This is a genomic window from Pseudoalteromonas sp. S2893 (assembly GCF_005887105.1).
GTDB lineage: Bacteria > Pseudomonadota > Gammaproteobacteria > Enterobacterales > Alteromonadaceae > Pseudoalteromonas > Pseudoalteromonas atlantica.
On the sequence record NZ_PNCY01000018.1, the window covers coordinates 14,970 to 40,844 of the forward strand.

Annotated in this window: 27 protein-coding genes; 15 read left to right on the forward strand and 12 right to left on the reverse strand. The window is 41.2% G+C overall.

Translation table 11 applies throughout. The features are described from left to right. Positions 1-46: 46 nt before the first annotated feature. Positions 47-2,005, reverse strand: coding sequence for a S9 family peptidase (locus CWC04_RS11275; protein ID WP_138685468.1), 1,959 nt, complete (start codon positions 2,003-2,005; stop codon positions 47-49). 114 nt (positions 2,006-2,119) lie between these two features. Next, positions 2,120-3,031, reverse strand: a complete 912-nt coding sequence (locus CWC04_RS11280; protein WP_064384567.1) for a DUF808 domain-containing protein — start codon at positions 3,029-3,031, stop codon at positions 2,120-2,122. 133 nt (positions 3,032-3,164) lie between these two features. On the opposite strand from CWC04_RS11280, the gene CWC04_RS11285 reads away from it, so the two are divergent. The 4 genes from CWC04_RS11285 to CWC04_RS11300 all read left to right on the forward strand — a co-directional run bounded on the left by CWC04_RS11285 (position 3,165) and on the right by CWC04_RS11300 (position 6,466). Further along, on the forward strand, positions 3,165-3,458 hold the full coding sequence (locus CWC04_RS11285; protein WP_138685469.1) for an MliC family protein: 294 nt from the start codon (positions 3,165-3,167) through the stop codon (positions 3,456-3,458). Positions 3,459-3,603: 145 nt separating this feature from the next. Then, positions 3,604-5,070 carry a 4-hydroxy-3-polyprenylbenzoate decarboxylase gene (gene ubiD / locus CWC04_RS11290; RefSeq protein WP_024032061.1) on the forward strand — a complete coding sequence of 489 codons (1,467 nt, stop codon included), beginning with the start codon at positions 3,604-3,606 and terminating at the stop codon, positions 5,068-5,070. Positions 5,071-5,173: 103 nt separating this feature from the next. Next, positions 5,174-5,887 (forward strand): NAD(P)H-flavin reductase, encoded by a 714-nt coding sequence (gene fre / locus CWC04_RS11295; protein WP_004588968.1) that lies wholly within the window; start codon positions 5,174-5,176, stop codon positions 5,885-5,887. A 162-nt stretch (positions 5,888-6,049) separates the two neighbouring features. Next, positions 6,050-6,466, forward strand: coding sequence for a CBS domain-containing protein (locus tag CWC04_RS11300; RefSeq protein WP_004588969.1), 417 nt, complete (start codon positions 6,050-6,052; stop codon positions 6,464-6,466). 46 nt (positions 6,467-6,512) lie between these two features. On the opposite strand, the gene add is transcribed toward CWC04_RS11300, so the two are convergent. The 8 genes from add to cyaY all read right to left on the reverse strand — a co-directional run bounded on the left by add (position 6,513) and on the right by cyaY (position 16,236). Continuing rightward, positions 6,513-7,514 carry an adenosine deaminase gene (gene add, locus CWC04_RS11305; RefSeq protein WP_138685470.1) on the reverse strand — a complete coding sequence of 334 codons (1,002 nt, stop codon included), beginning with the start codon at positions 7,512-7,514 and terminating at the stop codon, positions 6,513-6,515. A 138-nt stretch (positions 7,515-7,652) separates the two neighbouring features. Then, a complete protein-coding gene (locus CWC04_RS11310) occupies positions 7,653-10,343 on the reverse strand; it encodes a CHASE domain-containing protein (RefSeq protein ID WP_138685471.1) in 2,691 nt (896 codons plus the stop codon). 46 nt (positions 10,344-10,389) lie between these two features. Then, positions 10,390-11,499, reverse strand: coding sequence for a heme biosynthesis HemY N-terminal domain-containing protein (locus CWC04_RS11315; RefSeq protein WP_126005475.1), 1,110 nt, complete (start codon positions 11,497-11,499; stop codon positions 10,390-10,392). After that, positions 11,496-13,328, reverse strand: coding sequence for a uroporphyrinogen-III synthase (locus CWC04_RS11320; RefSeq protein WP_138685472.1), 1,833 nt, complete (start codon positions 13,326-13,328; stop codon positions 11,496-11,498). The genes CWC04_RS11315 and CWC04_RS11320 overlap by 4 nt, the downstream gene beginning before the upstream one ends. After that, a complete protein-coding gene (gene hemC / locus CWC04_RS11325; protein ID WP_029773745.1) occupies positions 13,329-14,267 on the reverse strand; it encodes a hydroxymethylbilane synthase in 939 nt (312 codons plus the stop codon). Positions 14,268-14,302: 35 nt separating this feature from the next. Beyond that, positions 14,303-15,238 (reverse strand): DUF2914 domain-containing protein, encoded by a 936-nt coding sequence (locus tag CWC04_RS11330; protein WP_138685473.1) that lies wholly within the window; start codon positions 15,236-15,238, stop codon positions 14,303-14,305. A gap of 21 nt (positions 15,239-15,259) precedes the next feature. Further along, a complete protein-coding gene (locus tag CWC04_RS11335; protein WP_138685474.1) occupies positions 15,260-15,916 on the reverse strand; it encodes an alpha/beta hydrolase in 657 nt (218 codons plus the stop codon). Continuing rightward, entirely contained in the window at positions 15,913-16,236 is a 324-nt protein-coding gene (gene cyaY, locus CWC04_RS11340; RefSeq protein WP_004588977.1) for an iron donor protein CyaY, read from the reverse strand. The genes CWC04_RS11335 and cyaY overlap by 4 nt, the downstream gene beginning before the upstream one ends. A gap of 148 nt (positions 16,237-16,384) precedes the next feature. Between cyaY and lptM the strand changes: the two genes are divergently transcribed. From lptM to CWC04_RS11385, 9 genes are all read left to right on the forward strand, one after another. Then, complete coding sequence (gene lptM / locus CWC04_RS11345; RefSeq protein ID WP_004588978.1) at positions 16,385-16,576, forward strand: LPS translocon maturation chaperone LptM; 192 nt, start codon at positions 16,385-16,387, stop codon at positions 16,574-16,576. Beyond that, positions 16,577-17,830 carry a diaminopimelate decarboxylase gene (gene lysA, locus CWC04_RS11350; RefSeq protein ID WP_138685475.1) on the forward strand — a complete coding sequence of 418 codons (1,254 nt, stop codon included), beginning with the start codon at positions 16,577-16,579 and terminating at the stop codon, positions 17,828-17,830. Between the two features lie 64 nt (positions 17,831-17,894). After that, positions 17,895-18,725 (forward strand): diaminopimelate epimerase, encoded by an 831-nt coding sequence (gene dapF, locus CWC04_RS11355; RefSeq protein ID WP_004588980.1) that lies wholly within the window; start codon positions 17,895-17,897, stop codon positions 18,723-18,725. Continuing rightward, on the forward strand, positions 18,722-19,333 hold the full coding sequence (locus CWC04_RS11360; RefSeq protein ID WP_024032071.1) for a DUF484 family protein: 612 nt from the start codon (positions 18,722-18,724) through the stop codon (positions 19,331-19,333). Before dapF ends, CWC04_RS11360 begins: the two co-directional genes overlap by 4 nt. Further along, the gene (locus CWC04_RS11365; RefSeq protein WP_004588982.1) at positions 19,330-20,274 is read left to right on the forward strand and encodes a tyrosine recombinase XerC; all 945 of its coding nucleotides are present in this window, start codon (positions 19,330-19,332) and stop codon (positions 20,272-20,274) included. The genes CWC04_RS11360 and CWC04_RS11365 overlap by 4 nt, the downstream gene beginning before the upstream one ends. A gap of 10 nt (positions 20,275-20,284) precedes the next feature. Continuing rightward, a complete protein-coding gene (locus tag CWC04_RS11370) occupies positions 20,285-20,992 on the forward strand; it encodes an HAD-IA family hydrolase (protein ID WP_138685476.1) in 708 nt (235 codons plus the stop codon). 24 nt (positions 20,993-21,016) lie between these two features. After that, positions 21,017-22,117, forward strand: coding sequence for a retroviral-like aspartic protease family protein (locus CWC04_RS11375; RefSeq protein WP_138685477.1), 1,101 nt, complete (start codon positions 21,017-21,019; stop codon positions 22,115-22,117). 24 nt (positions 22,118-22,141) lie between these two features. Further along, positions 22,142-23,443, forward strand: coding sequence for a hypothetical protein (locus tag CWC04_RS11380; RefSeq protein ID WP_126005463.1), 1,302 nt, complete (start codon positions 22,142-22,144; stop codon positions 23,441-23,443). Between the two features lie 37 nt (positions 23,444-23,480). Continuing rightward, positions 23,481-23,837, forward strand: a complete 357-nt coding sequence (locus CWC04_RS11385; RefSeq protein WP_138685478.1) for a HopJ type III effector protein — start codon at positions 23,481-23,483, stop codon at positions 23,835-23,837. Between the two features lie 15 nt (positions 23,838-23,852). On the opposite strand, the gene CWC04_RS11390 is transcribed toward CWC04_RS11385, so the two are convergent. Next, entirely contained in the window at positions 23,853-24,260 is a 408-nt protein-coding gene (locus CWC04_RS11390; RefSeq protein WP_138685479.1) for a GNAT family N-acetyltransferase, read from the reverse strand. A gap of 41 nt (positions 24,261-24,301) precedes the next feature. Beyond that, a complete protein-coding gene (locus CWC04_RS11395; protein WP_138685480.1) occupies positions 24,302-24,607 on the reverse strand; it encodes a DUF6482 family protein in 306 nt (101 codons plus the stop codon). Positions 24,608-24,697: 90 nt separating this feature from the next. Here CWC04_RS11395 and CWC04_RS11400 point away from each other — a divergent pair, with 90 nt between their 5' ends. Next, complete coding sequence (locus tag CWC04_RS11400) at positions 24,698-25,390, forward strand: pseudouridine synthase (RefSeq protein ID WP_138685481.1); 693 nt, start codon at positions 24,698-24,700, stop codon at positions 25,388-25,390. 102 nt (positions 25,391-25,492) lie between these two features. Then, the gene (locus CWC04_RS11405; protein WP_004588989.1) at positions 25,493-25,867 is read left to right on the forward strand and encodes a BlaI/MecI/CopY family transcriptional regulator; all 375 of its coding nucleotides are present in this window, start codon (positions 25,493-25,495) and stop codon (positions 25,865-25,867) included. Positions 25,868-25,875 lie beyond the last annotated feature (8 nt).

Consider the following 25,875-nt stretch of genomic DNA (forward strand, 5'->3'; position numbering starts at 1 on the left):
ATGGCCAGTTTAACTGGCCATTTTCAATCTTCATTCATACTTATAATTAGAAAGTCATATGCTCATCTAAAAAGTTAAGTACCTGCTTGTAGTAGCGCGTTCTGTGCTCTGCTTTATAAAAGCCATGCCCTTCATCTTCAAGTAACTCGTATATGTAAGGATGGTTTTCTTTTTTTAGCGCTGCAACTAAAGACTCAGCTTGCTCAATTGGTGCTCTTTCATCCTGCCCACCGTGTACAATTAAAACTGGCGCTTTAAGCTTGTCTATGTTGTAGCTAGGTGAAAAACGCTTTAACAGTGCCTCATCAGTACCAAGCGCGCTTTTAAGATAGCGCTGTCCACGGTCACGTTCAGAGATATCGCCTTCTTCAAACATTAGCGGTAAATCGTACACCCCAACTACACCAATAGCACACTGAAACATATCAGGTTCTAAAATTGCACTTTGTAGTGCCGAATAGCCACCAAAACTTGCGCCCATTATACAAATATTATCTTTATTTACAGTGCCTTGCTCTATTAAGTATTTTACACCGTCAATAATGTCGTATTGTATTTCAGCACCCCATTTTTTATGTCCGGCATGCTCAAAGTTGCGGCCAAAGCCACCAGAGCCTCTAAAGTTAACTTTTAGTACTGCAATGCCTCTACTGGCTAATAGCTGAGCTTCGCTCTCATAGCCCCACCAATCTCTTGGTCCATGAGGACCACCGTGAGGCATAACAACTAAAGGTAAGTTTTTCTCATCAGTATTATTAGGGATGGTTAAATATCCGTATATTGTTAAGCCATCACGCGCTTTATAATTTACAGGTTTGGTTATAGCCATTTCACTTGGCTTGATCCAGCTTTTAGTCGCAAACAAAAAGCGTAAGCTATTCTTTTTGGCATCGAACAAGTAGTAGCTGCCAGGGTTAGTATCGCTTGACGCAAAGATAATACTCTTCTCACCATCTTCTGTACTACTAACAAGCTGAACTTGCTGCCCTTGAAGGGATTGTATTAATGCCTTTAAGCGCTCACTTTTATGTGAATTATTTATAAAGGAATAGGCAGGATAGCCAAGTTCATTTTCAATTGCGAATAATTCTTTAGAAACTTCATCTACCCACACTTTTTTTGGAGAGACCTGTGGTTCTTTATGCAAAAGCTCAAACTTTTTACTCTCTAAATTTAGTTTATAAAGCCCCTTTGCTTCGCCATTTTCTGACGCTGTAACATAAACAGAAGCACCCGTACTATCAAACGCATGAAGGCTAATATCAGTGTATTTTAACTCTCCTAAATCAAGCTGTTGCCATTCACCACCTGACTTCTCACGGGTATAAATTTTTTGATTAATATAATCATCGTTTGAAACAGCAACACGCACATTACCATCATGATCTGTTAAAAAGCCTGCCATTCTTGATGGTGAGCGAGTGACTCTTTTTCGCTTTCCGCTGTAAATATCAACTTCATAAACTATTGTATGCGGCTCATTTGAAGCGCTCCATGGGTAGGTCAGGATCAGCATTTTACGCCTATCATGAATAAGCGGGTCTAGTACATAAGAAGTACCTAGTATGGGTGTCGCTTTTTTTATACGGGTTCCTGTTTGCATTTCACCTTGGTAACCCACTAAATATTTGCCTCGGCTACCATCAGCATTTACACCAAAAAGCTCACCATGAAATTCGGGATGATCTTTCCAGCCTTTAATGTACTCTTTAGCCAGTACAATTCTTTCATTGTTAACCCAATAATAATTGCCAACCTGGGCATCATTAGGAAACTTAATTGCATGACTTACTTTAAATGTATCAGTGCTTAGCACCATTAATACATTTTTTCCTTCAGGGCGAGTAATTACAGCTAAGTATTTTCCATCAGGTGAAATTTTCACACCTGCAAACTCTATATCTTTACTAAAGCTTTCTATCGGTACCAAGTCGTTACTTGCTTTAGTATGTGAGCTAAAAATACTGGCCAGCAATAAAGGCAGACAAGCCAAAAACTTATTCATTAAAGTTCCTTTTATTTATTTTTGATTGAGCTTTATGTTACATACTTTTAACAAAAACATACACCATACTTCTTCCCTTTATGTAAACAGGCGTAAATTAATAGGGTTATTAATCTAATGCTTAGGGTTAGTAAGCTTACTCCAAACTAAATGCAGAATAACAATGCATAGCCCTGCTACTACTCCTAGTAATCCGTCAAATATAAGGGGGGCTAATGTTTCGCCGGTGCCATTTAATAACGACTTGCCTATGGTTATTACTTCTAATTGCCAATGATGTAGTAGCTCAATACCGTGGGATAAAATACCGCCACCGACTAAAAACATGGCTACTGTGCCGGCAAAGGCTAAAAATTGCATAAGCCTTGGTGCTGCAGCTAATAGCCCCTTACCAAGCATCTCTTTAAATTTATTAGCCGACACCTTTGATTGATTAAGCAAATACAACCCCGCGTCATCAAGCTTTACAATACCGGCTACAAGGCCGTATACACCTATGGTCATTAATACGGCTATAACACACAGTACAAGCGCCTGATTTACAAGTGTGGCACCTGCAACCGTTCCTAAGGTGATCACTATAATTTCGGCTGAGAGAATAAAGTCGGTGCGTATGGCTCCTTTTACTTTTTGCTTTTCATACTCAGCTGGGTCTAATTGTTGCGACTCATCAGCCTCTTTTTCGGGGTGAGGTAAAAACCGAGCAAATACTTTCTCAGCGCCTTCAAAACATAAAAATAAGCCACCAATTATTAGCAGCGGGGTTATTAACCAAGGCAGCCATACACTTATGAGCAATGCACCAGGCACCAAAATGGCTTTATTTAAAAATGAGCCCTTTGCCACAGCCCAAACTACAGGTAATTCGCGGTCGGCTGTAACGCCTGTAACTTGCTGAGCATTAAGTGCTAAGTCGTCACCAAGTACACCGGCTGTTTTTTTAGTGGCGACTTTACTCATTGTGGCAATGTCATCAAGTAAGGTGGTTATATCATCAAGTAATGTTAAAAGGTTAATGCCTGCCATGTTGCTTCCTAGCTAAAAAATAATGCTATCAACATAGCGTAATCCGTAATTTTCACCAACGGTTAATTTTGCTTTGTTATGCTGATTAAACGCATTGATTTTTATCAATGGCAAACTTACTTAGGGGATATTAATGAAAGCATTGGTGGTTATTTTTACAAGCATGCTGGTTTTATCAGCCTGTAGTAATGAGTCTAAAAGTACCCACTACTTATGCAACGAGCGCGTAGTAGAATTAGCCCACCAAGGAGCGGGGGCAACACTTACTTTAAATGAGCAAACATATACGCTTAATAAAGAGCCGAGCGCATCAGGGGTAAAGTATATTAATGAGCAAGTGCTATTTTGGTCTAAAGCCGATGAAGCGATGTTGATTGTTTCAGGTAAAAAATACCACTGCCAACTTCAACAAGCCGACGCCTTATAATTTTGTCTTTCGCGATTTAAACTTTTTCTTTTTTCTCATCGTAATAAATACCCTGTTTTTACACTATCACTGACTTACAACTGCACATGCATTTGTTGTTTAGTTGGGTATAATACTTTTACTTTTTGCTTAGTAGCGGCCTACCATGAAATATAAAGATTTACGTGATTTTATCGATTTGCTTGAAAAAAAAGGCGAACTTAAACGTATTACTCAAGAAATCGACCCGTATCTTGAAATGACCGAAATAGCCGACCGTACATTACGTGCTAAAGGCCCCGCATTATTGTTCGAAAACCCAAAAGGTCACAGCATGCCTGTGCTTGCAAACTTATTTGGTACACCTAAGCGCGTTGCTATGGGCATGGGCCAAGAAGATGTAAGCGAGCTGCGTGAAGTTGGCAAGCTACTCGCTTTTTTAAAAGAGCCCGAGCCACCAAAAGGGATTAAAGAAGCACTAGGGCAAATTCCGGTATTTAAACAAGTACTCAATATGCCGGCTAAAGAAGTTAAAAAAGCACCGTGCCAACAAGTTGTTCTAGAAGGTGACGAGGTAGATTTAACTAAGTTACCAATACAGCATTGTTGGCCTGGAGATGCCGCTCCCCTTATTACTTGGGGTTTAACCGTTACCAAAGGGCCTTATAAAAAACGCCAAAATTTGGGTATTTACCGCCAGCAGCTATTAGGTAAAAATAAAATAATTATGCGTTGGTTATCGCATCGCGGTGGCGCACTCGATTTTCAAGAATGGTGTAAAGAAAACCCTGGCGAGCCTTACCCAGTTTCGGTTGCATTAGGAGCTGATCCTGCCACTATTTTAGGTGCGGTGACACCTGTGCCAGACACGTTAAGCGAATATGCCTTTGCTGGCTTACTGCGCGGTAGTAAAACAGAAGTGGTTAAGTCAATTTCAAATGACTTACAGGTCCCTGCCAGTGCCGAAATAGTACTTGAAGGCTACATTATGCCTGGCGAAATGGCTCCCGAGGGGCCATATGGCGACCACACTGGTTATTACAATGAAGTTGATGATTTTCCTGTGATGACAGTGACCCATTTAACACACCGTAAAAACCCAATTTACCACAGTACATTTACCGGCCGTCCACCTGATGAGCCAGCTATTTTAGGTGTGGCATTAAACGAAGTGTTTGTGCCTATATTGCAAAAGCAGTTTCCAGAAATCGTCGACTTTTACTTACCACCCGAAGGCTGCTCTTACCGTATGGCCGTGGTAACCATGAAAAAACAATACCCAGGCCATGCTAAGCGCGTCATGATGGGCGTATGGTCGTTTTTACGTCAGTTTATGTACACTAAGTTTGTTATTGTTTGCGATGATGATGTAAATGCCCGTGACTGGAACGATGTTATTTGGGCCATCACTACCCGTATGGACCCTGCGCGCGACACTACATTAATTGAAAACACGCCAATAGATTACCTCGATTTTGCATCGCCGGTATCTGGGCTTGGCTCAAAAATGGGCATGGATGCAACAAATAAGTGGCCAGGTGAAACCGACCGCGAATGGGGCGAGCCAATTGTCATGGATAAAGCAACAAAAGATCGTGTTGACGAAATTTGGCAAAGCCTCGATATACTTTAAGCACCCTTAGTGAATATAAACAGGCTATAAAATAACCCCGCAGATATGTTAATATTGCTCCACTTAACTGCATATCTGCGTAAACGCTGCTAAAAGGTAAAAAATGCAAACATTAAAAGCTGAAGTTGTTGCCATCAGCCCACTTACAGAATTTGTTCATAAAGTAATTTTAAAGCCTCAACAACCTGTTACGTTTGAAGCTGGCCAATACATGCAACTTGTACTTGGCGAAAAAGACAAGCGCGCATTTTCGATTGCAAGTCGTCCATCGCAATGTGATGAAATAGAGCTTCATATTGGCGCATCTAAAGCCGATTCATACGCAATGCAATCGCTTGAGCATTTGCGTAATGCGCATCAAAATAATACACCGGTAGATATAGAAGCCGGCCTTGGTGTATCGCAACTACGCCTACAATGCGAGCGCCCTATTATTTTATTGGCTGGCGGCACTGGTTTTTCTTATGCAAAATCAATGGCTGATCACTTAGCTGAAATTAACTGCGACCGCCCGGTATTATTTTACTGGGGTGTTAAAGAAGAGTCTGCATTGTATGCTCACAGCGAAATGCAAGCATGGGCAGAGAGTAACGAGCACTTTAAATTTATTCCTGTTGTAGAAAACCCATCTGCTAATTGGCAAGGCCACACCGGGTTTGTACACAAAGCAGTAATGCAAGATATTGTGTCGTTAGAACCTTACGACATTTATATGGCTGGTCGCTTTGACATGATTGGCATTGTCCGTGATGACTTTATTGCTCACGGTGCTGTTCGCGAAAACATGTACGCTGACGCATTTGCGTTTATAAAATAAATTTTTATTTATAATACAAAGGCGCCCCATGGCGCCTTTATTATTTCTATAAATTTTAAGCTATTAATTGGTATAACCTATTGCTTTAATCAGTATAAACAATTTCCTAAATTCCTATCTATAAACCATACTTTGTATAGAACATCAGCGGGAGAGACCCAAATGTTAAATACAAAAGTAAAAGATTTTATGCAACGTAAGTTGCCACACATTACCCCAAATACCGAAATGACCACCGCCATTAGTGAGCTGCAAAAGTTTAACTTATTAGGTGCACCAGTATTTGATGACAATAAATCGCTGGTTGGTTTTATATCTGAGCAAGAGCTGTTAAAACCATTAATGCGAAGCAGCTATTTTTGCGATGGCGTTGTAAAAGTTTCGCAGCTTATGCAAACCGAGGTTGTAACCGTTAATGCCGATACCAACATTATCGAGCTTGCAGAGCAAATGAAAACAGGAAAGCCAAAAAACTACCCCGTTGTTGAGGGTGACACCGTGATAGGGCTGATTGGCCGAAGCGATGTATTAAAAGCACTGTTTGATAATTACGTGAGCTGCCAAACAAAAGTAAGCTAACATAAAAAATGCCGCTAATAAGCGGCATTTTTTGTATTAAGCGTATTTAACGTGCTGCAGCAAGCGCAGTTAATGCGTTTTTATCGCTGTCGCTTAAAAATGCAATCTCTAAGGCATTAGCTTGTGCCTTATGCATATCGGCTTGTGTTAAACCGGCCTTTGGCGCAGCCACTAGGTATTCATGCTCAATTTCAATGCCCTCTACAGCCGGATCGTCGGTATTAATACACGCTAAAATACCGTGATCTAAAAACTGTTTAAGAGGGTGTTTAGCTAAATCGTTTACGGTACTGGTTTGAATATTACTGGTTAAGCACGACTCAATACCAATGCGGTTATCGCGCAGGTAGTCCATTAGTTTAGGGTCTTCAATTGCTTTTACCCCATGGCCAATACGGCTTGCACCTAATTCATTAATGGCTTGCCAAATACTCGCTGCGCCCAGCGCTTCACCGGCATGAATGGTAGCGGCCAAGTAAGCGTCTCTTACTTGCTTAAATTGTTCGATAAAAAGTTCTCCCGGAAAACCAATTTCATCTCCGGCTAAATCAATCGCCACTAAATCATTTTTAAAGGCAAGTAATGCGTCAAGCTCCTGCTGGCAGGTTTTAACACCGTAAGTACGCGACATAATACCAATTAAGTTTGCTTTAATATTGGCGCCTTGAGTAGCCGATTTAATACCATCAACCACGGCCTCAACCACCCCTTGCGGGTGTAAGCCTTGGCTTTGTGCCATATAATACGGGCTAAAGCGAAGCTCTACATAATCAAGTCCCTGCGCTTGAGCATCTTCTATGTTTTCAACTGCAATGCGTCTACAGGCGTCGTAATCGCCCAGTACCGTTACACCCCAGTCGAGCTTTTGCAAAAATGCCATTAAATCAGGCTCAGGATCAATAACTTGCACATGAGGGATAAGCGCCTCTACGTTATCAGCAGGTAGCGTAATATTAAACTGTCGACCAAGCTCTAGTATGGTTTGCGCACGTACATTGCCATCTAAATGGCGATGAATATCTAGCAGAGGTAATTTTTTATTTATCATAATAGCGACTCGGTTAGGTTAAAATTGCGCGCATGATACGCAGGTACAGTTATTTTTCAAGTGTAGAGCAGTTAAAGTAAATATTAGCGGTCATATGTCTGCTTTTTACTTAAAAAGTGAACAAAATTAGGTTTTTGTTCACTTATTTTGATGAGCTAAGTGATGCCAGAGTGTTTTAAATAAGGTATTTGCTTCAATGGGTTTAGTAATATAATTATCCATACCGCTGGCAACTGCTTTTTTAACATCGTCATCGTGGGCATTAGCAGATAAGCCAATAATAGGTAGGTCAAACAAACCAAGTTCATTACGAATAACTCGCGTGGCTTCAAGGCCATCCATTTTTGGCATTTGTATATCCATAAGCACAATGTCGTAGGTATGCTCTGTCAGCTTTTCAATCGCCTCAAAACCATCATTAGCAATATCAGCAACGCACCCTTTGGTTTTTAAAATAGCGCTCGCGACGTGCTGATTTAATGGGTTATCTTCAACAAGTAATAATTTATAATCTGCAAAAGAAAGCGTACTAACATCTATCTCATCATATTGTTGCTTTATTTGCTCAGCCTTTGGTAGCGGCGAATAAATTGGTAAGCTGAAGGTAAACGTAGAACCGTGCCCTTCGTGGCTTATTAAATCAATTTCTCCACCCATCAACTCTACAAGCTTTTTGCATATACTTAAACCCAAGCCCGTGCCGCCATATTGACGCGAGGTAGAGCTATCTGCTTGTGCAAACGGTTTAAAGAGCTGTTTTTGTGCCTCTTTACTAATACCAATACCGGTATCGTTAACGCTAAAGTAAGTCATTTTTTTAGATTGCCACACTTTAAGCGTGATGCTGCCTTTGGCTGTAAACTTAATGGCATTATTGATTAGGTTTAGCAAAACTTGTTTTAAGCGTATTGGGTCGGTGTTAATAACCAAGTTACTTGATTTATCGTAATCAAGCATAAATTCTAGCGACTTTGCTTCTATATCAAACTGCAGTAAATTAGCCACTTCTTCACTGAGTGTGCCTACATCAATTGGCTCTTGAATTAAATCAAGTTTGCCTGCTTCCATTTTAGAAAAATCGAGCACATCATTTAATACTCTTAGCAATACGCCCAGAGCCCCATCCGCTTGCTCAATATAGCTGCGAGCTTGCTGCCAATCGTTTTGCTGTAGGGCTAAATAATGCAGCCCTTTAATACCATTAATAGGCGTGCGAACTTCGTGGCTCATATTTGCTAAAAACTGGCTTTTTATTTCATTGGCTTCATCGGCCTTTTGCTTTTCTAAGCGTAAAATTTTTGTTTGTTTTGCTACCTGCTCACGTATACGAATATTGGTACCCGTTACCGATATTAAAAAGGTAATAAGCAGCCAAACAAATAACATGCCGGCTATTTGTGCAAGCCAGTAAACTAACCATGACTCTCGTTGCATTGGCTGATGCAGCTCCACCTGCCACACCCGCTTACCTACCAATAACTTATAGTCTTTTAACGGCAATAGTTGTTGGTGATCGGCAATAAAAATAGGTTGTGCATTATTCTCTGTTGTGGTGTCTGTAAAGCTCACTGCAACGCCGTTGTTTTGATCAAATAACACCGCGTTTGATAGTCTTTCTAAACTTACAACGGCTACCACAAAACCTTTAAAATCGTCTTCGGTAATATTGTTGCCAAACACCGGATGAAAAAACAACACGCCGCGCTCAGCTTCGTTTTGTACTAAATTTATTGGCTCACTGATCACCAACTCATTTAACACTTTTGCTTTTATTAATGCAGATCGCCTTACCTCATTTGAGGCAAGATCAAAGCCAATTACGTCTTCATTTCCCGACAAAGGATGTGCGTATTGTACGGGGTAGTAAAAATCTCGTAGGGGTATGGCCTGCCAACTGCCATCTTTTGCTCTTTCTTTTAAGTTATATTTAGCCAGCTCTGTATTGTTATTAGCCTCTATATACTGAGCTAAGTTTTCACTTGGTAAGTAGGGCACCCACTCAAATGCTAAAATTTCTTCGCTGTAACTAAGCTGCTTAGAAGTAAACTGCTTAAATTCAGTAAAGCTCACATCGTCACTACTAGAAAAAAAGGTCGCCAGTAAGGCGAGGTGTGCTGTTATTTCGTTAATTTTATTGTTGATAGCATCTTGAGTGGCTAATATTTTCAGCTCTTCTTTTTGAATGTTTTTTTCTTTTTTTACACTGGCCGCGCCATAAAAGCTAATACTTATAACCATATAAATTAACAGTGAGGGCAGTATAACTTGTAGGCGATAATTTACCTGTGAATAGTTAAATGCCGCTAGCATAAGCGGAGTAAAAACAAGCACCCCAATACTGTCGCCTATCCACCACGCTATAAACGTATCCCAACCGGCTTGAGACACAATAACGCCATTAAAAATTAATAAGCTGGTGCCTACACCTGCAGCTATAACACAGCACAATGGGCCGGCAACAACGAGGCTTTGAATACAGTGCTTTAAAGAAGATAAGTCGAGTGGTGCTTTAATCACTTTAGTGACCAACTGGCTACCTACCCATGCTTGTAAAGTAGCAGCAAAGGTAACAGCCGCAGCATGCATAAATACACTTAATTGAAATATCGCTGAGGCGCTTTCTAAATGAATGAGGTTAGTAAAAAAAGCCCCTAAAACAATACCTAGTAAGCTCTTTCTGCCCCAAATTAAAAAGCCAGCAAGCGCAATTCCCGAAGGCGGCCACACAGCCACTGCGTAGCCATCTATCGCTAATAGTAAATTACTAAAATATCCGGTAAAAAAGTAAGCGCACGCTAAACTTACAGTGACAATAAAAAAGTGTTTCAACCCAATGCTCCCGAATATCAAAGCTGCAAAAGTATAAGTGTAGCCTTTATTGATACAAAACGAGTGCTTTATCGGCTTGTGCGGTATTTTTATAGCTAAGCGCTGCTTGCTGAGCAAATTGCTTTTTGTTTTCGATATTCAAGGCTTTATCAAAAACCTTTGCGGCTAACTCATAATCGCCTTGAGCATTAGCTAAACACGCAAGCGAGAGTAATAATGCGTTGTTTGCATCATCTTTTTTCAGGCGCTCTTGAATACTACTTTGAAGCTTTACAGCCTCTGCCGAGGTGGCGTTACTTAATATATTAGCCAGCTGAGCATGTTGCTCGTCGTGCTTCACCATTTTAATTAAGTCACTTTCAATCGTACTTAACTGGCCCACTTTAGCCATTTGCATTAAGTAAGCTGTATTAGCATGAGCTTGTAGCTTTTTAGGAAGTTGTTTATATTTTTCAGTGATTTTATCGCTAGCTTGTGCATTAAAATAGGCATTAAACAGCTGTGTCCACTGCGCATCGTTGAGGACTTTTTTGCGAAGTAAACGCGGTAAAAAGTCTTCAAGTGCACTAAAGTGCTGTTGCTGTACAAGTATTTCGGCGTATAGCTTAAGCTCAAGTGGTGTCGCTTTTTTTGAATCGCTGTTAGCACGCATTTGTGATTCTATTGCACTACTATCGCCACTGGCTATCCAAAGTTTAGCAACGTTAAGTTGCTGCTCTGGGCTAATTTCAAATAAACGCTCTAGTGCTTTGTCGGTTTGGTTATTAGCAAGCGCTGCTTTTGCTAATAGCGCTAAGCGTATATCTTCAAACTTACTGGGTACACTATTACCTGATAACGTTTGCTCTACAAGCTCGTAATCATCGTTTATCGCACTCCATAAGGCTTGCTCTATAGCTGCTTGCTTTCGCTCTTCGCTACGCGCAAAAAACCCATGTTTAGTATTATGATAAATCGACAATAAATAGCGCACTAATTTGTAAGTTAAAAACAAAATGGTTGCACTAATTACCGCCATAATACAAAACGATACAATCGTGCCTTCAATCGTGGTGTTGTTAAACGAGATCAGCACATAGCCTTTTTCATCCAGTACAAATGGCGTAATCGCTAATACTAAAACAATCGCAACAATTAATACTATAAGCCCTATCATTGCGCCCACTCCTTAACCTGCTGCGTACTTTGTAGGTTTACTTCAGGGTTAAAGTTTAATGGCTCTTTTTCTAGGCTAGTTAGTGCGTTTATAACCACTTTTGTCGCCTCGTCATCTTGCTTAAAGTACTCATTAACAAGACGCTTTGCCTCACTTATGGCACTAAAATAAATGCTCGCTTGTTTGCTCATTAATGCATCTTGAGCTTGCGTCACATTTAATTTAATACGTTGATTAATTAAGTGGCGCTCCTGATCGGTTAGCAGTGGCTCTATAGCAACCCCTTCGTGCTGGCGAATAGTAATAAAGCTATCAACTAGCTTATTCCAGCTATTACTTAGGTTTTGCTGCCAATCGCTTACATCTTCACTCAAGGCGTTTTTTTCAATTTCTGTTGCTTCTTGCGGTATGTTAACGGCATTAAATGCAAGGTTATCTATGTTTGATAACACGCTATTAAGCTTTAAGTAAATGGCTTCTGTTGGGATAGGTTTTAAGCTATCTAGTGTTTGAATGTCTTGTGTTATTGCTTGGCGAACTGCAACAGTACCTGGGTGTTCACTCAATAAGGCATCTAGACGTTTAAGTACAGCGCTGGCACCTTGGTAATCTTTTTCAGCCCACAGTTTAAACTCAGCCATACGTTGTAAGCTGGTTACTTCTTGCGGGTTTAGTGAAGCGCCTTGCTGCTGAGCTTGTTGCAATGCTGCTTTTAATTGTTGCTGGTTACTCTCTGCACTTTCATTAAGCGCAGCTGCCACTTTTTGCTCACTATTGAACAATGCTTGCTGAAGATTAGATTGCGCCGACTTGAGCGCCTGTAACTCTTGTGACAATAACGCGTTTTCTTCTTTTAGTTCATTAACAGCTACATTTTGGGCTTTACCTGCATTGAGTTTTTGGTAAAACTCATACCCCACACCACAGGCAACAATAAGCGAAATGATCAGCGCTAATACCGCTAATTTACTTATTTTTTGCTTATCGTTATGTGGTTTACTGTGTGCTTTAGCTGCCTCTTTTTTTTGTGCAGAGGCCGCTGCCTTAGTGGTTGGTGTGTTATCTGCCGTTACTGGCTTTGACTGTTCGCTCATCTTGCTACCTTGCTGTTTTATGCAGGAAAACATAGCGGTATCGCTTGCCCCTGCGGCAATGTGTATATTAGCCGAGCTTACCTGTTGCTGTTGTAAATAAGCGGCTATACGCTCGCTAGCAACATAAAATCGGCACTGTTGTAACCACTGTAACTGTTGTTCAGTCAGGTTATTAAATATTGCATCAACTGCTGCATTACTGGTTATGACTATACCTTGTACTTTCAGGCTTTGCCAGTGGTCTGTCCAGTTGGTTTTTTCAGCGCTTATTGGCTCGCGCTTGTATACCACACAGTTATTTAAAAATGCCCCACGCGCCTTTAAGGTTTTGGCAATATCAGGGCGCCCCGCTTGGCCTTTTACTAATACAATATTGCTACCATCAACCTCAGCTAACGAGTTTAGCGCCAATAACCCTTCAGAATCATGTAGCTTAGGCACTGCTGCGCGCACGCCAAATAACGCATAAATAGTATCTGCAGTTTGCTGCCCTACTGCGTAAAATTGCGCTTTGGTATTTATTGTTGGCTTTAATTGCGCAAGGGCAGTAACGGCATCTTGAGAGATAAAAATAATTTTATCGGCATTAATTAACGGGCTTAGCTCGGTAGAAGAAGGCGTAAGGTAGGATATTTTTAAAACAGGAAATAATGACGCCTGATAACCCGCTTGCTCAAGTTGCTGAGCAAGGGCTGCGCCTTTTCCTTCGGGCCGAGTTATCAGGATATGTGTCATTTATGCGTCTCTATATACTTCTGCTAATATTTTGTCGGCGCCTTGCGCTAATAATTTTTTAGCAAGCTGCACACCGATAGCTTCTGCATCATTTATATGACCGGTTACTTCGTCATGTAAAATTTCACTACCATCTACCGCGCCCACGAGGCCACGTAAATGCACTTGCTCGCCATCAACTAATGCGTAGGCACCAATTGGTACTTGGCAGCCACCTTCTAAATGACGATTCATAGCACGCTCTGCATTTACACGAATACGTGTTTGGGTATGCTCAAGCGGGGCCAGTAAGGCTTTTGTTACTTCATCGTCAATACGACATTCAATGCCGACAGCACCTTGTCCGTTAGCAGGTAGAGATACCTCTGGCTCAATATAATCAGCAATACGCTCGTCCATTTTTAAACGTAGCAATCCGGCTGCAGCTAAAATAATCGCATCGTACTGGCCATCATCTAGCTTAGCTAAACGAGTATTAACATTACCACGTAAGTCTTTAATGACTAAATCAGGGCGCAAAGCTCTAATTTGGCACTGACGGCGAAGGCTAGAAGTACCAACTACAGCGCCTTGTGGTAATTCGCTTAAATTGGCAAAGTTATTTGATACAAACGCGTCGCGTGGGTCTTCACGCTCACAAATTGTGTGCAGTGCTAAGCCTTCTGGAAATTCTACGGGTACATCTTTCATTGAATGCACAGCAATATCCGCGCGGCCATCTAACATTGCTTGCTCAAGCTCTTTAACAAACAAGCCTTTACCACCAATTTTAGCAAGCGGTGTATCTAAAATAATATCCCCTTGAGTAGACATAGGGACTAATTCTACGCGTACATCAGCATGAAAATGCTCAAGCTGTGCTTTTACAAATTCAGCCTGCCAAAGCGCTAAAGCACTTTTACGGGTTGCAATGCGTACTAACTTTGTTTTTTCTGTCATAGGGGTATCCAAATAGTTACAGCTAATAGCCAAGCTTAATTAGCTAAAATTCTAAATTCTTTTTGAGCAATTAAATTACCTTGCTCATCAACAACATCTACACGCCAATGGCCTGTTTGTGTATTCATAATATTTTTGGTTGAGTACGTTCTGTAGCGCGGCGAGGTAACATTAAGCGAAATCTCAGCCATAGTTTCACCCTCATAAGACCATACATGCTTTACTTGTTGGCCTTGTAGGTTTTTAAGCTCACTAAAAAACGAAAGTGCCTCTTCAAACTGATTTAAGCGGATATCTGCAGCAAATACATTCGTGGGCTCGCGCTTACTTACTTTGCGAGTAAGCACTGCACGGCTAATTTTACCTGTATCAATTTGTGCGCCTAACGCAACACTGGCAATGTGCGCATTAGATGAAAAACCTTCACTGCTAGTTAGCGAGCCGTCGTCGTTTTCAATATCTGTGAACTGTTCATTGGGTGATGCGCTTAACTGCGTGCTTGTAAGCGGCTGATTAGCGATAGGCTCAGCGAGTTCAGTATCTGATTGCTCAATAACAGAAACTTGATTGCTTTGAACGTTAGCAATTGGTTCTATATCCGTTTGCTCATTATTGCTTTGCGCTAACGAAATATTATTAACGCTTTCATCCTCAAGCCCCGCTGGCGCAACATCTGCTATATCATTTGTAAGCTCATTTGGGCGCGTTTGCTCGTCATTTATACTCACCGTGGGCTCAACATTATCTGCTGTGTTGTCGCTTAAAGGTGAATACGGCGATTGCTCATTAGATTGCTCGCCCTGCTCGGCATTTACCGAGCTAGTTAAGCCATATACAACCGCTGCCGAGGTCATTGCTACTAACATAGAAACACTCGCAATACGACGCCAATGCCACTCGTAGCTTACATTAGGTACACTATTTTGTGGTTCGCGTTTTACATTTGCTTTAATAACTATTTTTTGACTCATATTGACCTCAGCGGCTCCAAATTAGCTTAAACGGGCAATTAACCATTGGCGAATAGCTTGCAGTTCTTCTGCGCAAACCTGATGAGCCATAGGGTATTCTTGCCAGCTTACATCCATGTTATGTGCTGTTAATACTTCAAACGCACTTCTACCCGCGCTATGCGGCACTACATTATCTTGGCTACCATGAGCCATAAATACATTTAAATCAGTATGCTTTGCTTCTTGAGCTAGCTTTTCAGGCACGCACATATAAGTAGACAGCGCCATAACACCTGCAAGTTTGTGCTCAAATCGCGGCGCTAAATGTAAAGACACCACGCCCCCTTGCGAAAAGCCCGCCAAAATAATTCTATCGGCAGGTATACCATTTTCAATTTCTTGATTGATCAGGGCTTGCACTTTTTCGGCTGAATCTCTCACGCCTTGTTCATCGGCACGTTTGTCTAATTCTATAGATTTAATGTCGTACCACGAGCGCATTTCCATGCCACCATTTATGGTGACCGGTTGAATAGGCGCATGCGGAAAAATAAATCGTATACCAAGCTCACTGGGTAAGTTAAGTTGCGGTGCAACCGGAGCAAAGCCATCGCCCGAGTCGCCTAAACCATGTAACCAAATAACAGTGGCTTTGTGCTCACCTTGCGCTGGGTATTGTGCAAACTCTAAACTCATAAGCTTGATTGCCACTTAATTTCTTGGCCAGCTTGGCGAGTAGACGCTTGGTTCATAAACTCCCAAAACTCTGCGCCAGAGCGGTTATCAATCCACTGGCCGTCACGCATTTCAAAATGGTGGCCATTAAATTTAGTCGCAACCCACACTTGATGCAAAGGCGCTTGTTTGTTAATTACAATTTTACTTTTATCAGGGAAAATTATTTCTAAAATACCCTCTGCCGATTCGTAGTCTAAATCTGCTTCGCAATCATCAACTTGCTCTTCAATTGTGAACATAAGAGCTTCGGCTAATTGGTGATATTCGTGTTCAGTCATTGTAATTTTCCTTTGCAGGCGAGCTGCCTAATATTGGGTACGGTTTATATACAGCTAGTGTAACAGGAATAAAATCATCCGCGAATAGCTGCATTTTTTAGATATTCTGTTACTCTGCGATTATAAAGCCAGCAACCGTATTAATCTAATGAAAGCGACACATACCTTACAATTAAAACGACTATATATAAGTACTTTACTGCTAAGTGCATTAGCTGGCTGCGGCCAAAGCGGGCCTTTGTATTTACCAGAGCAACAGGCTGAGCAAAACACACCCCCTAATACGGCACAGCCAACGCCCGTAAAAAAAACCAACACCGAGCAAGTGCAGGAGCAATAAATGGATTATTTTAACTATCAAAACAATCAATTATTTGCCGAAGATGTCAGCATTGCCACAATTGCTCAGCACTATGGTACGCCGTGTTATGTGTACTCGCGTGCTACTTTTGAGCGCCATTATTTAGCCTTTGCAAATGCCACTAAAAATCATAAAAGCTTGGTGTGCTACGCAGTTAAAGCTAATTCTAATATTGCAGTATTAAATATATTAGCGCGTTTAGGCTCAGGGTTTGACATAGTGTCTAAAGGTGAGCTGGCGCGTGTAATAAAAGCCGGCGGTGATGCCAGTAAAGTAGTGTTTTCAGGTGTGGCTAAAACCGCCGACGAAATTGCTTATGCACTAAAGTTAGGTATTAAATGTTTTAACGTTGAGTCGGTCTCAGAGCTTGAGCGTATTTCTGAGGTAGCGTGCGAGTTAAATTTAGAAGCCCCTATTTCTATTCGTGTAAACCCTGATATAGATGCCAAAACACACCCGTATATTTCTACCGGTTTAAAAGAAAACAAGTTTGGTATCGATATTCAAACGGCTGTGAGCGTTTATCAGCATGCGGCGTCTTTACCAGGTCTAAAAGTAACAGGCGTAGATTGCCACATAGGCTCGCAATTAACTGAGGTTAAACCTTTTTTAGAAGCGCTTGATAAGCTAATGGCATTAATAGATGAGCTTAAAGCAAATGGTATTGAGCTTACTCATTTAGATATTGGCGGCGGGTTAGGCGTTCCTTATAATGATGAACAGCCACCCCACCCAAGTGAATATGCTGCGCAGGTTACCGAGCGCTTAGCCAATTACAAACACCTTGAACTTATTTTTGAGCCAGGGCGCGCTATAGCCGCTAATGCTGGAATTTTAGTAACGCAGGTTGAATTTATTAAGCAAAACCAGGATAAATTTTTTGCCATTGTCGATGCGGGTATGAACGACATGCTTCGCCCTTCGCTTTATCAGGCATGGCAAAAAATCATTCCTGTATCGGTGCGCGATGACGACACTCCAACACACAACTTTGATATTGTGGGCCCAGTGTGCGAAACCGGCGACTTTTTAGGAAAAGACCGCCAACTAGCCCTTAAACAAGGCGACTTATTGGCGCAGCGAAGTGCTGGTGCCTATGGTTTTACAATGAGTTCAAACTACAACTCTCGCCCACGCGTGGCCGAAATAATGGTAGATGGTGAGCAACACCACCTTATTCGCCAACGCGAAACCATCGAGAGCCTTTATCAAGGTGAGAAAATTTTACCATAAACGTTTTTGTTAAGGCGCTGCTCTGTGGCATGATTAGCGCAGAGCAAACCCGAATTAGAGCGCTATGTTAGTTAATTTTTCCAAAATGCACGGCTTAGGCAACGACTTTGTTGTAATTGATAACATTACACAAAATGTATTTTTGTCTCGCGATCAAATCAAAAAACTGGCTGATCGCCACTTTGGTATTGGCTTTGACCAATTACTTATGGTTGAAGCCCCTTACTCCCCTGATCTCGACTTCCATTACCGTATATTTAATGCCGATGGCAATGAAGTAGAACAATGCGGAAATGGCGCACGCTGTTTTGCCCGCTTTGTGCGCATGAAAGGCTTAACTAACAAGCACAAAATTAGTGTCTCGACTAAGTCGGGCAACCTCACGCTATACATAGAAAAAGACGGCCAAGTGACGGTAAACATGGGTCATCCTAATTTTGAGCCTGCTAAAATCCCGCTTAAAGCCAGCAAGCGAGAACTTACTTATATAATAAGAGCTCAAGAGCACACTGTATTTAGTGGCGCTGTGTCTATGGGTAATCCGCATTGCGTGTTAGAAGTTGACGATATAGCTACCGCCCAAGTTGAGGTGCTTGGCCCGCTGCTTGAAAACCACGAACGTTTTCCAAATCGTGCCAATATTGGCTTTATGCAGGTGGTCTCGCAAGATCATATTAAACTTAGGGTGTGGGAGCGCGGCGTTAGTGAAACCCTAGCGTGTGGCACGGGTGCCTGCGCAGCAATGGTAATTGGCCACATTCAAAGCAAACTTAACACCACGGTACAAGTTGATTTACCCGGCGGCACTTTACAAGTACGTTGGAGCGGCGAAGGTCACCCTGTCCGCATGACTGGCCCAGCCGAGCATGTATTTGATGGGCAAGTTGCCTTATGAGCGAGCTAACAAAAGAGCAAGTCGCTGAGTATTTGGCGCGCCACCCTGATTTTTTAATAGAGCAGCCAGAGCTACTTGCACAACTTGAGTTACACCACAAAACGCAAGGCGCCACCTCGCTTGTGCATATACAACAGCGCCAATTGCGCGAGCACAATACTCAGTTAAAAAATCAAATACACAGTATGAGCGAACACGCTACGCAAAATGAGCTAGTGTATCGCTTGTTTAGCCAATGCCATCGCCAACTGTGGACAAACTACGACTTTAATACGCTTGCCGCAAATTTGCGCAATATTATTTGTACCAGCCCACACATTAGCGAGTGTAGGTTGGTTAAATACAACAACACTTTAGATGGGCTTATTGAGCACCGCCTTAGCCAATTTGGGCACTACCTAGGACGCGTTAATCAGCAAGAGCGTGAGCTATTATTTTGCGAAAACACGCAATCTTCTGCTATTTATCTTATTGGTTGCGCTGAAAAACCCGTCGCTATATTGGCCTTTGGCAGCCATGATGAAAACCATTTTGAACCCGCACAAGATAACCTATTCGTGCTTGATTTTGTTCATGCATTGCAACTTAGGCTGTTGGAATTGGCATGAGCGACGAAACGCCTAACACTGAGCAATTAAGTGAGCATTGGCGTACACCCATTCATTTATTTAGTGACTATTTAAAGTACGAAAGACAGTACTCAGAGCACACTGTAAATCAGTATGTTAGCCAACTAAACTTTGCCGCCCTGTATTTTAGTAAATTATGTGATGACTGGTTTGGCGTACAAGGCGAGCATATTCGCCGCTACAGCATGGCGCTTCGTTCAAAGCAATTAAGTGGGCGCACCATTAGTTTAAAATTAAGCTGCATTCGTAGTTTGTATAAATTTTTAAAAGCCAAAAACATTGCTCAGCACGCGCATTATCATAACCCAGCACAAGGCATTAAAGGGCCTAAATTTTCTAAGCCTTTACCTAAAAATCTCGATGTAGATCAGATGGCAAGCCTACTAGAGATTAACGATGACGACCCATTAGCCATACGAGACAAAGCTATGATGGAGCTTATGTATTCATCTGGGTTGCGCATTAGCGAGTTAGTTGGCACCAACTTACGCGATATAAACGCTGCAAGCGGCGAAATATTAGTCAAAGGTAAAGGTAACAAAGAGCGCCTCATTCCCGTGGGTCGCAAAGCGCTCACAGCGTTAAAAAATTGGCTCAACATACGGGGGCAATTTGCAAAGCCTGACGAAATGGCGGTGTTTTTAAGCAGTAAGAAAAATCGTATTTCGGTTCGCCAAGTTCGCTTACGCATGCAAGAGTGGGGAATAAAACAAGGCATTAGCTCACAAGTGCACCCGCATAAACTTCGCCACTCGTTTGCCTCTCATATTTTAGAATCATCTGGCGATTTACGCGCTGTGCAAGAGTTATTAGGGCACAGTAGTTTATCGGCTACGCAAGTATATACGCATTTAGATTTTCAGCATTTAGCAAAGGTGTACGACAACACTCATCCGCGCGCTAAAAAACAAACCGATTAGGAATGTAATTATGATCCGATTTAATCGTGCTCCTCGCCCTTTTTCAGTTATTAGCTTTGATTTAGACGACACCCTGTATAACAACCACCCTATAATAAAAGCCGCGGTTAAAGCCCAGCAAGATTATTTAAACGCGCTACCCAGCTACTTACAAAAAGGCCCAAAATACTGGCAACAATGCCGCAACGAGGCTGTATTACAGTTACCAGAGCTTGCTGATAATGTAACTAAATGGCGCCAACATACGCTACGCTTAGCCCTTTCAAAGCTAGATTTAAATGAGCAAGAAGTAGAGCATCATGCCGATGCTGCCTATAACGCCTTTGCCGATGCGCGCAGTAAAATAGTGGTAACCGACGACGTACTAAAGCTGCTAGATAACTTAGCCCAGCACTTTACGCTGATTGCAATAACCAATGGCAATGTTGAAATTGAGCGCTTTAACTTACGCGATAAATTTGCGCTAGTATTGCAAGCTGGTATGCACGGTAAAGCCAAACCCCACGGTACACTGTTTGATAAAGCCGCCGCGCACTTAAACGTCGCTAAAAGTGAAATTTTACATATTGGCGATAGCCTAGATACCGACGTACAAGGCGCTAATAATGCAGGCTGCCAATCGGTTTGGTTAAACGACCAAGGCGCGGCTTATCACTACAAAGGCCTTGCCGATGTTGAAATTGCGAATATTCATGCCTTAGCGCACTTTATCAAATAGCCTAAATAGAACGAAGAGGTTGCAATGAGCCATTATACCAAGCTAATTACCTTGCTATTAATAGGCTCGCTTAGCCTAAACGCTTACTTATTGTGGCCACAAGAAAAGCCTGTAGTTGGCACACAAAAAATCCACAGCGGCGAGAGCATCAAAGCGCCAAAAAGTAACCTGCTCAGCCAAGCTCAACAGCAATTTACACAACACAAATTTGATGATGCTGTAAATACATATCAGCAACTAAATCTAAGCGCTCCAAAAAAAGCACATACTTTATACGCTTCGTGGATAGCACAACTAAAGCAATGGCTAAACACAAACCTACTGCTTAGCCAGTCATTGTTAAATGCACTTTTAAATAAAGACCCTTACAATACCGAGTTACTCACTTTACACGTTGATTACCTAGTAAAAAGCGGGCAACGGCAAAACGCAATTATTGCGCTATTTGAGCTCTCCCCATTATTAAACAAGCACCAACAAGGCCCTGTAGATAGGCGCCTTGTGCATTTAACGACTAACGAACTGCATAGTTTGAGTGAGCAGCAAAATTGGCAAACAATTATTGAACAAACTCAAATTTGGCTCGACTATCAAAACGACAATAGCCATTTTTTATACGCACTCGCGCATGCTTATTATCAACTAGAGGACTTTATTAGCGCCTTAACAACTATTGAGCGCATGCCATCAAATCACCCACTACAAGCCGAAGTAACTGCCTTACACGCAATGATAGAGAAAGCTCAATCCCAAGATGACTTTATTGCACTTACCCCCTACGGCGCACATTACTTAATTAGCACCGAGCTAAATAGCTCAATTAAAACAGAGCTAATGATAGATACCGGCGCAAGTATTACTTCTCTTTCGAGTGACGTGCTTAACCAACTTTCACCCAGACCACTGTATTTAGGCGATGTAACCGTAAACACGGCGAATGGGCAAATTAGAGTAAAACGCTACCAAATTGAGTCGTTTAAAGTAGGGATGCAAACTATTTACGGTTTTGAAGTGCTCAGTATTGAAAACACCCGCGGCCAAGGTTTGTTAGGAATGAACTTTTTATCTAGATTTAAATTTAATATAAATCAACAAACAGATGAGTTAGAGTTGAGTGCTAAATAAACAAAAAATAATAAAAGGAAGTTTATGCGTACTCTACTATTTACACTACTTTGTTTTTGGCAATGTACTGCTCAGGCAACAAATTATTTTGTAAAAGACAAAAGTTGTGAGGCTATTTCACCCGAAATAGAAATAAGCCTTAGCGCTACACTGAGAGATTTAGATAACCATCAAAGAAAAAGACAAAACCTTAGACAAAAAGCGCTGAATAAGTATAGCGAACAGTACAATCAACAGCATGAGCAACTATATGTAGAGGAACGCTTTACTACAAATAGCAGCCACGCTGCTGAAACTCCTACAATAAGCAGAGCCCAAAAAAAATTACATTACCTTATTAAGCTCACCCCCTCAAAAAACTGCAATCAACAAGTCGCTATGACTAGCGAGCTATTTATTTCTGGAATGCACAAGCACAGCCTCTCAAATACCATTGAGGGGAATGCAATTGATGTCACTTTAGACATAAACAATTCCCCTAAGTTTACTCAATTTAACAACCCCCTCATCACCCCCACTAACTTTTTTGGACTCCAATTTGGCAGTAGCTATGAGCAGGTATTAGCGTCTCTCGGACTTGCTAGTTTATCGCTAAGCGATAACAATAACGCAATACTTGTATATGGAAGAAATCATGCTTTTCACTTTAAAAACAATGTATTTATAGGTTATCAGTTCCATGAAACGCTACTACCTATGGTGATAAATAATGAGCTTTCTTTGGCAAATGAAAAATTACAAATAAGCACCGGTACAGATCAGGCTATTTTCTTAGATACAGATTTAACCCAACCAGCAATTAATAAATTAAAAAACAGTTTTGATGAAGTGGAAACCGCATCTTATAAAGTATCTATTAACAAGTCAGAGCAAAGAGTTGTTGGTATATCGCACGGTGAATTAGTTGAACATATAAAGAGCAACACTCAATGCTATAACGGCACAATATTGGCCGATGAATACTTAAAAAAACACAAAAATAGTAAAACGCTTAAAGTAGTTAATGAAAATCATGACAATATAATCATTACTCCTTGTTATGAGTTTATATATGAAGGCAACGGCTACATTTCTAAATTAAAGCTTGTGGAGCCCTTTTCAACCGCTAAAATTAAGCTCGCTGCATTAGCTGGCTATATTAACCAAAGTACACAGTGGAACTTATCAGGCGTAAAATACAACGACCCTGTTGCAAGCCTTGCTAAGTTAGGCGATTACGACGAGTTCTTTGACTCAGCAGAATTTACTTCTCAACACTGGGATGGTTATTTTTATATTTATGACGGAAAGCTTTTAAGTGCAGAGCTTACAAGCAACGACTATTAATTTTTCTCTTTGAATCTTCTGTTAGAAAAGGACAAACATGTTATTAAACGATTTTTTGCAGCAACTTGCAGACAACCCTAAAAGCATACAATTTAGCGATACCATGGCGGTAATAGAAGCTAATTACGATTTTACCGCGTGTGGATTTAATAACCACGGCTTACTTAGCTCTGCAAGCGAGAACAATGGCTCGTGTAAAATTTTTGCGTTTGCTAAATTAAACGATTTAAGCAAGCAAAATACATTGGATTGTTTTGGTAAGTTTTACCGCGAAGACGTACTACAAAACCCTAAAGGCGATGATCACATGAACATTCGCACGTTTATGTTAGCGCCAGAAACGACTCCATTTTTAGGCCTGAGCTTTGATGGTGAGCCACTCCAAGAGAAATAACACTAAGCTACTAAATTAAAGCGTTTTTTCCATAAAGTAACGCGTACCAGAGCGCGGATAGTTGTTAAGCTGATACTTAACCACGTATCCGCGCTTTTCATAAAAAGGCTTGGCCTGAAAATCGAGTGTATCGAGCTGTGCGGTATTAGCGCCGCGCTCAATAGCAGCAAGCTCAAGCGCATTTAAAAGCTTGCCTGCTAACCCCTTGTCCCGCGCGGTATCGCTACACCAAAGCCAGTTAATCATCAGCCAATTTCCAAACACACACCCACTAATACCTGCAACAAGCTCACCTTGCTCATCAACAAATTTATAGCCTAATGGCACTCTTTGCGCATCAAAGTGCTGTGCGTTAAATTCAACTATTTTAGTGCGAAGCGCTGAGTTTAACGCATCGGTATTATCTGCTTTTAATTGATACATGTACCGCCCTTAAAGAAGCAGATACTAGCAAACAAACTTAATTAAAAAAGGTTATTTTTTCCATAAGGTACTTCTAGCAAATTGCTGCTTATTTTTTCGGGTTGGCCGCACATTTCATCGTAAGCGCTAGTATGGCGCAGTACCATTTCGGCGTAGGCTATTTTTTCAAAACGTTTTTGAATATGCAGCGGGCTGAGCGCTTTAACAAACTCGCCATTTTCTTCAGTAACGTAATACTCTACGTTATTTATAATGACAGACACCTGATAGAGCGCCATTTCAAGGGAGTGCGCGACCACTTTTTGTAATGGTTCGTGCCTTTTTAACTCAGAAAGTTTCATACCCATAACAATCGCCTTTTAATAAAAAGTAACTTTATAGATACGCACCTTTGCTATAATCGCGATCAAATTATTACATCACTGCCTTTTAAGCTTATGAGCAATAAAATTCGACTCGCTAAATACATTGCTCACGCTGGTGTGTGCTCACGAAAACAGGCATCGCGTTTAATTGATGAAGGTGTGGTGACTGTAAATAATCGCCCAGCGAATCATATTGATCACGTTAATGAGCAAGACGACGTAATAGTTAATGGCCAAGCAGTAAAAGGGGCTGCCGATTTAGTTTATTTTGCGTACCACAAGCCTGTAGGTATTGACTGCAAATTAAATGAAAGTGACCCCGCCAGTCTTATTCACCATTTACCTACCCTCACTCGGGTTTACCCCATTGGCCGATTAGATAAAGACTCTCGCGGCTTGCTTATTTTGACCAACGACGGAGATTTTTGTAATCAACTTATTCACCCTGACTTCCACCAGCCGAAACGTTATTTAGTCACGGTAGATAAACCTATTAATAATGCGTTTTGCGAAAAAATGGCCGCAGGAATCCCCGTAGATAAACAAGTAACCTTACCGTGTGAAGTAACAAAAATAGCTGACAACCAGTTTAGTATTATTTTAAAGCAAGGGCTTAACAGACAAATACGCAAAATGGCGCATTACTGCGGCTTTAAAGTAATTGATTTATTTAGAGTGCAATTTAGCGAACTCGCTCTTTCAAAACTAAACCTCCCTGAAAACCACTATATACAAATTAATAAAACAGATATTTCAAAAACCTAATACCAAGTCGCTTAATTACATCATAAAAAGTTAAAAAATAACCTTGCAAAAATAGATTACAGGTGTAGTCTTAACTTAAAGATTACATTTGTAGGCAATAAAATGATTGAGTTATCAAAAGCAGAATTCGACGTGCTTGATGCGCTTTGGATTAATTACCCAGCAACCGCCAGCCAAATTATTGAGCGCTTAAGCGATGATAAACAATGGCACGAAAAAACCATTAAAACCCTACTGGGTCGATTAGTTAAAAAAGGCGCACTGACCTTTGAAAAAGACGGCCGCCAATATATTTATACTCCTTGTATGGAGCGCGCCGACTACACATTAAAAGAAAGCAAAAACTTTATTGAGCGCTTTTTTAGTGGCCGCATAGCGCCGCTGGTAAGCGGGTTTGCTAAATCAGAGCAGCTTTCGCAACAAGATATAAACGAGTTAAAAAAGGTCATTGATGACTGGGAAAAAAACCAAAAGTAAGGAGTGGC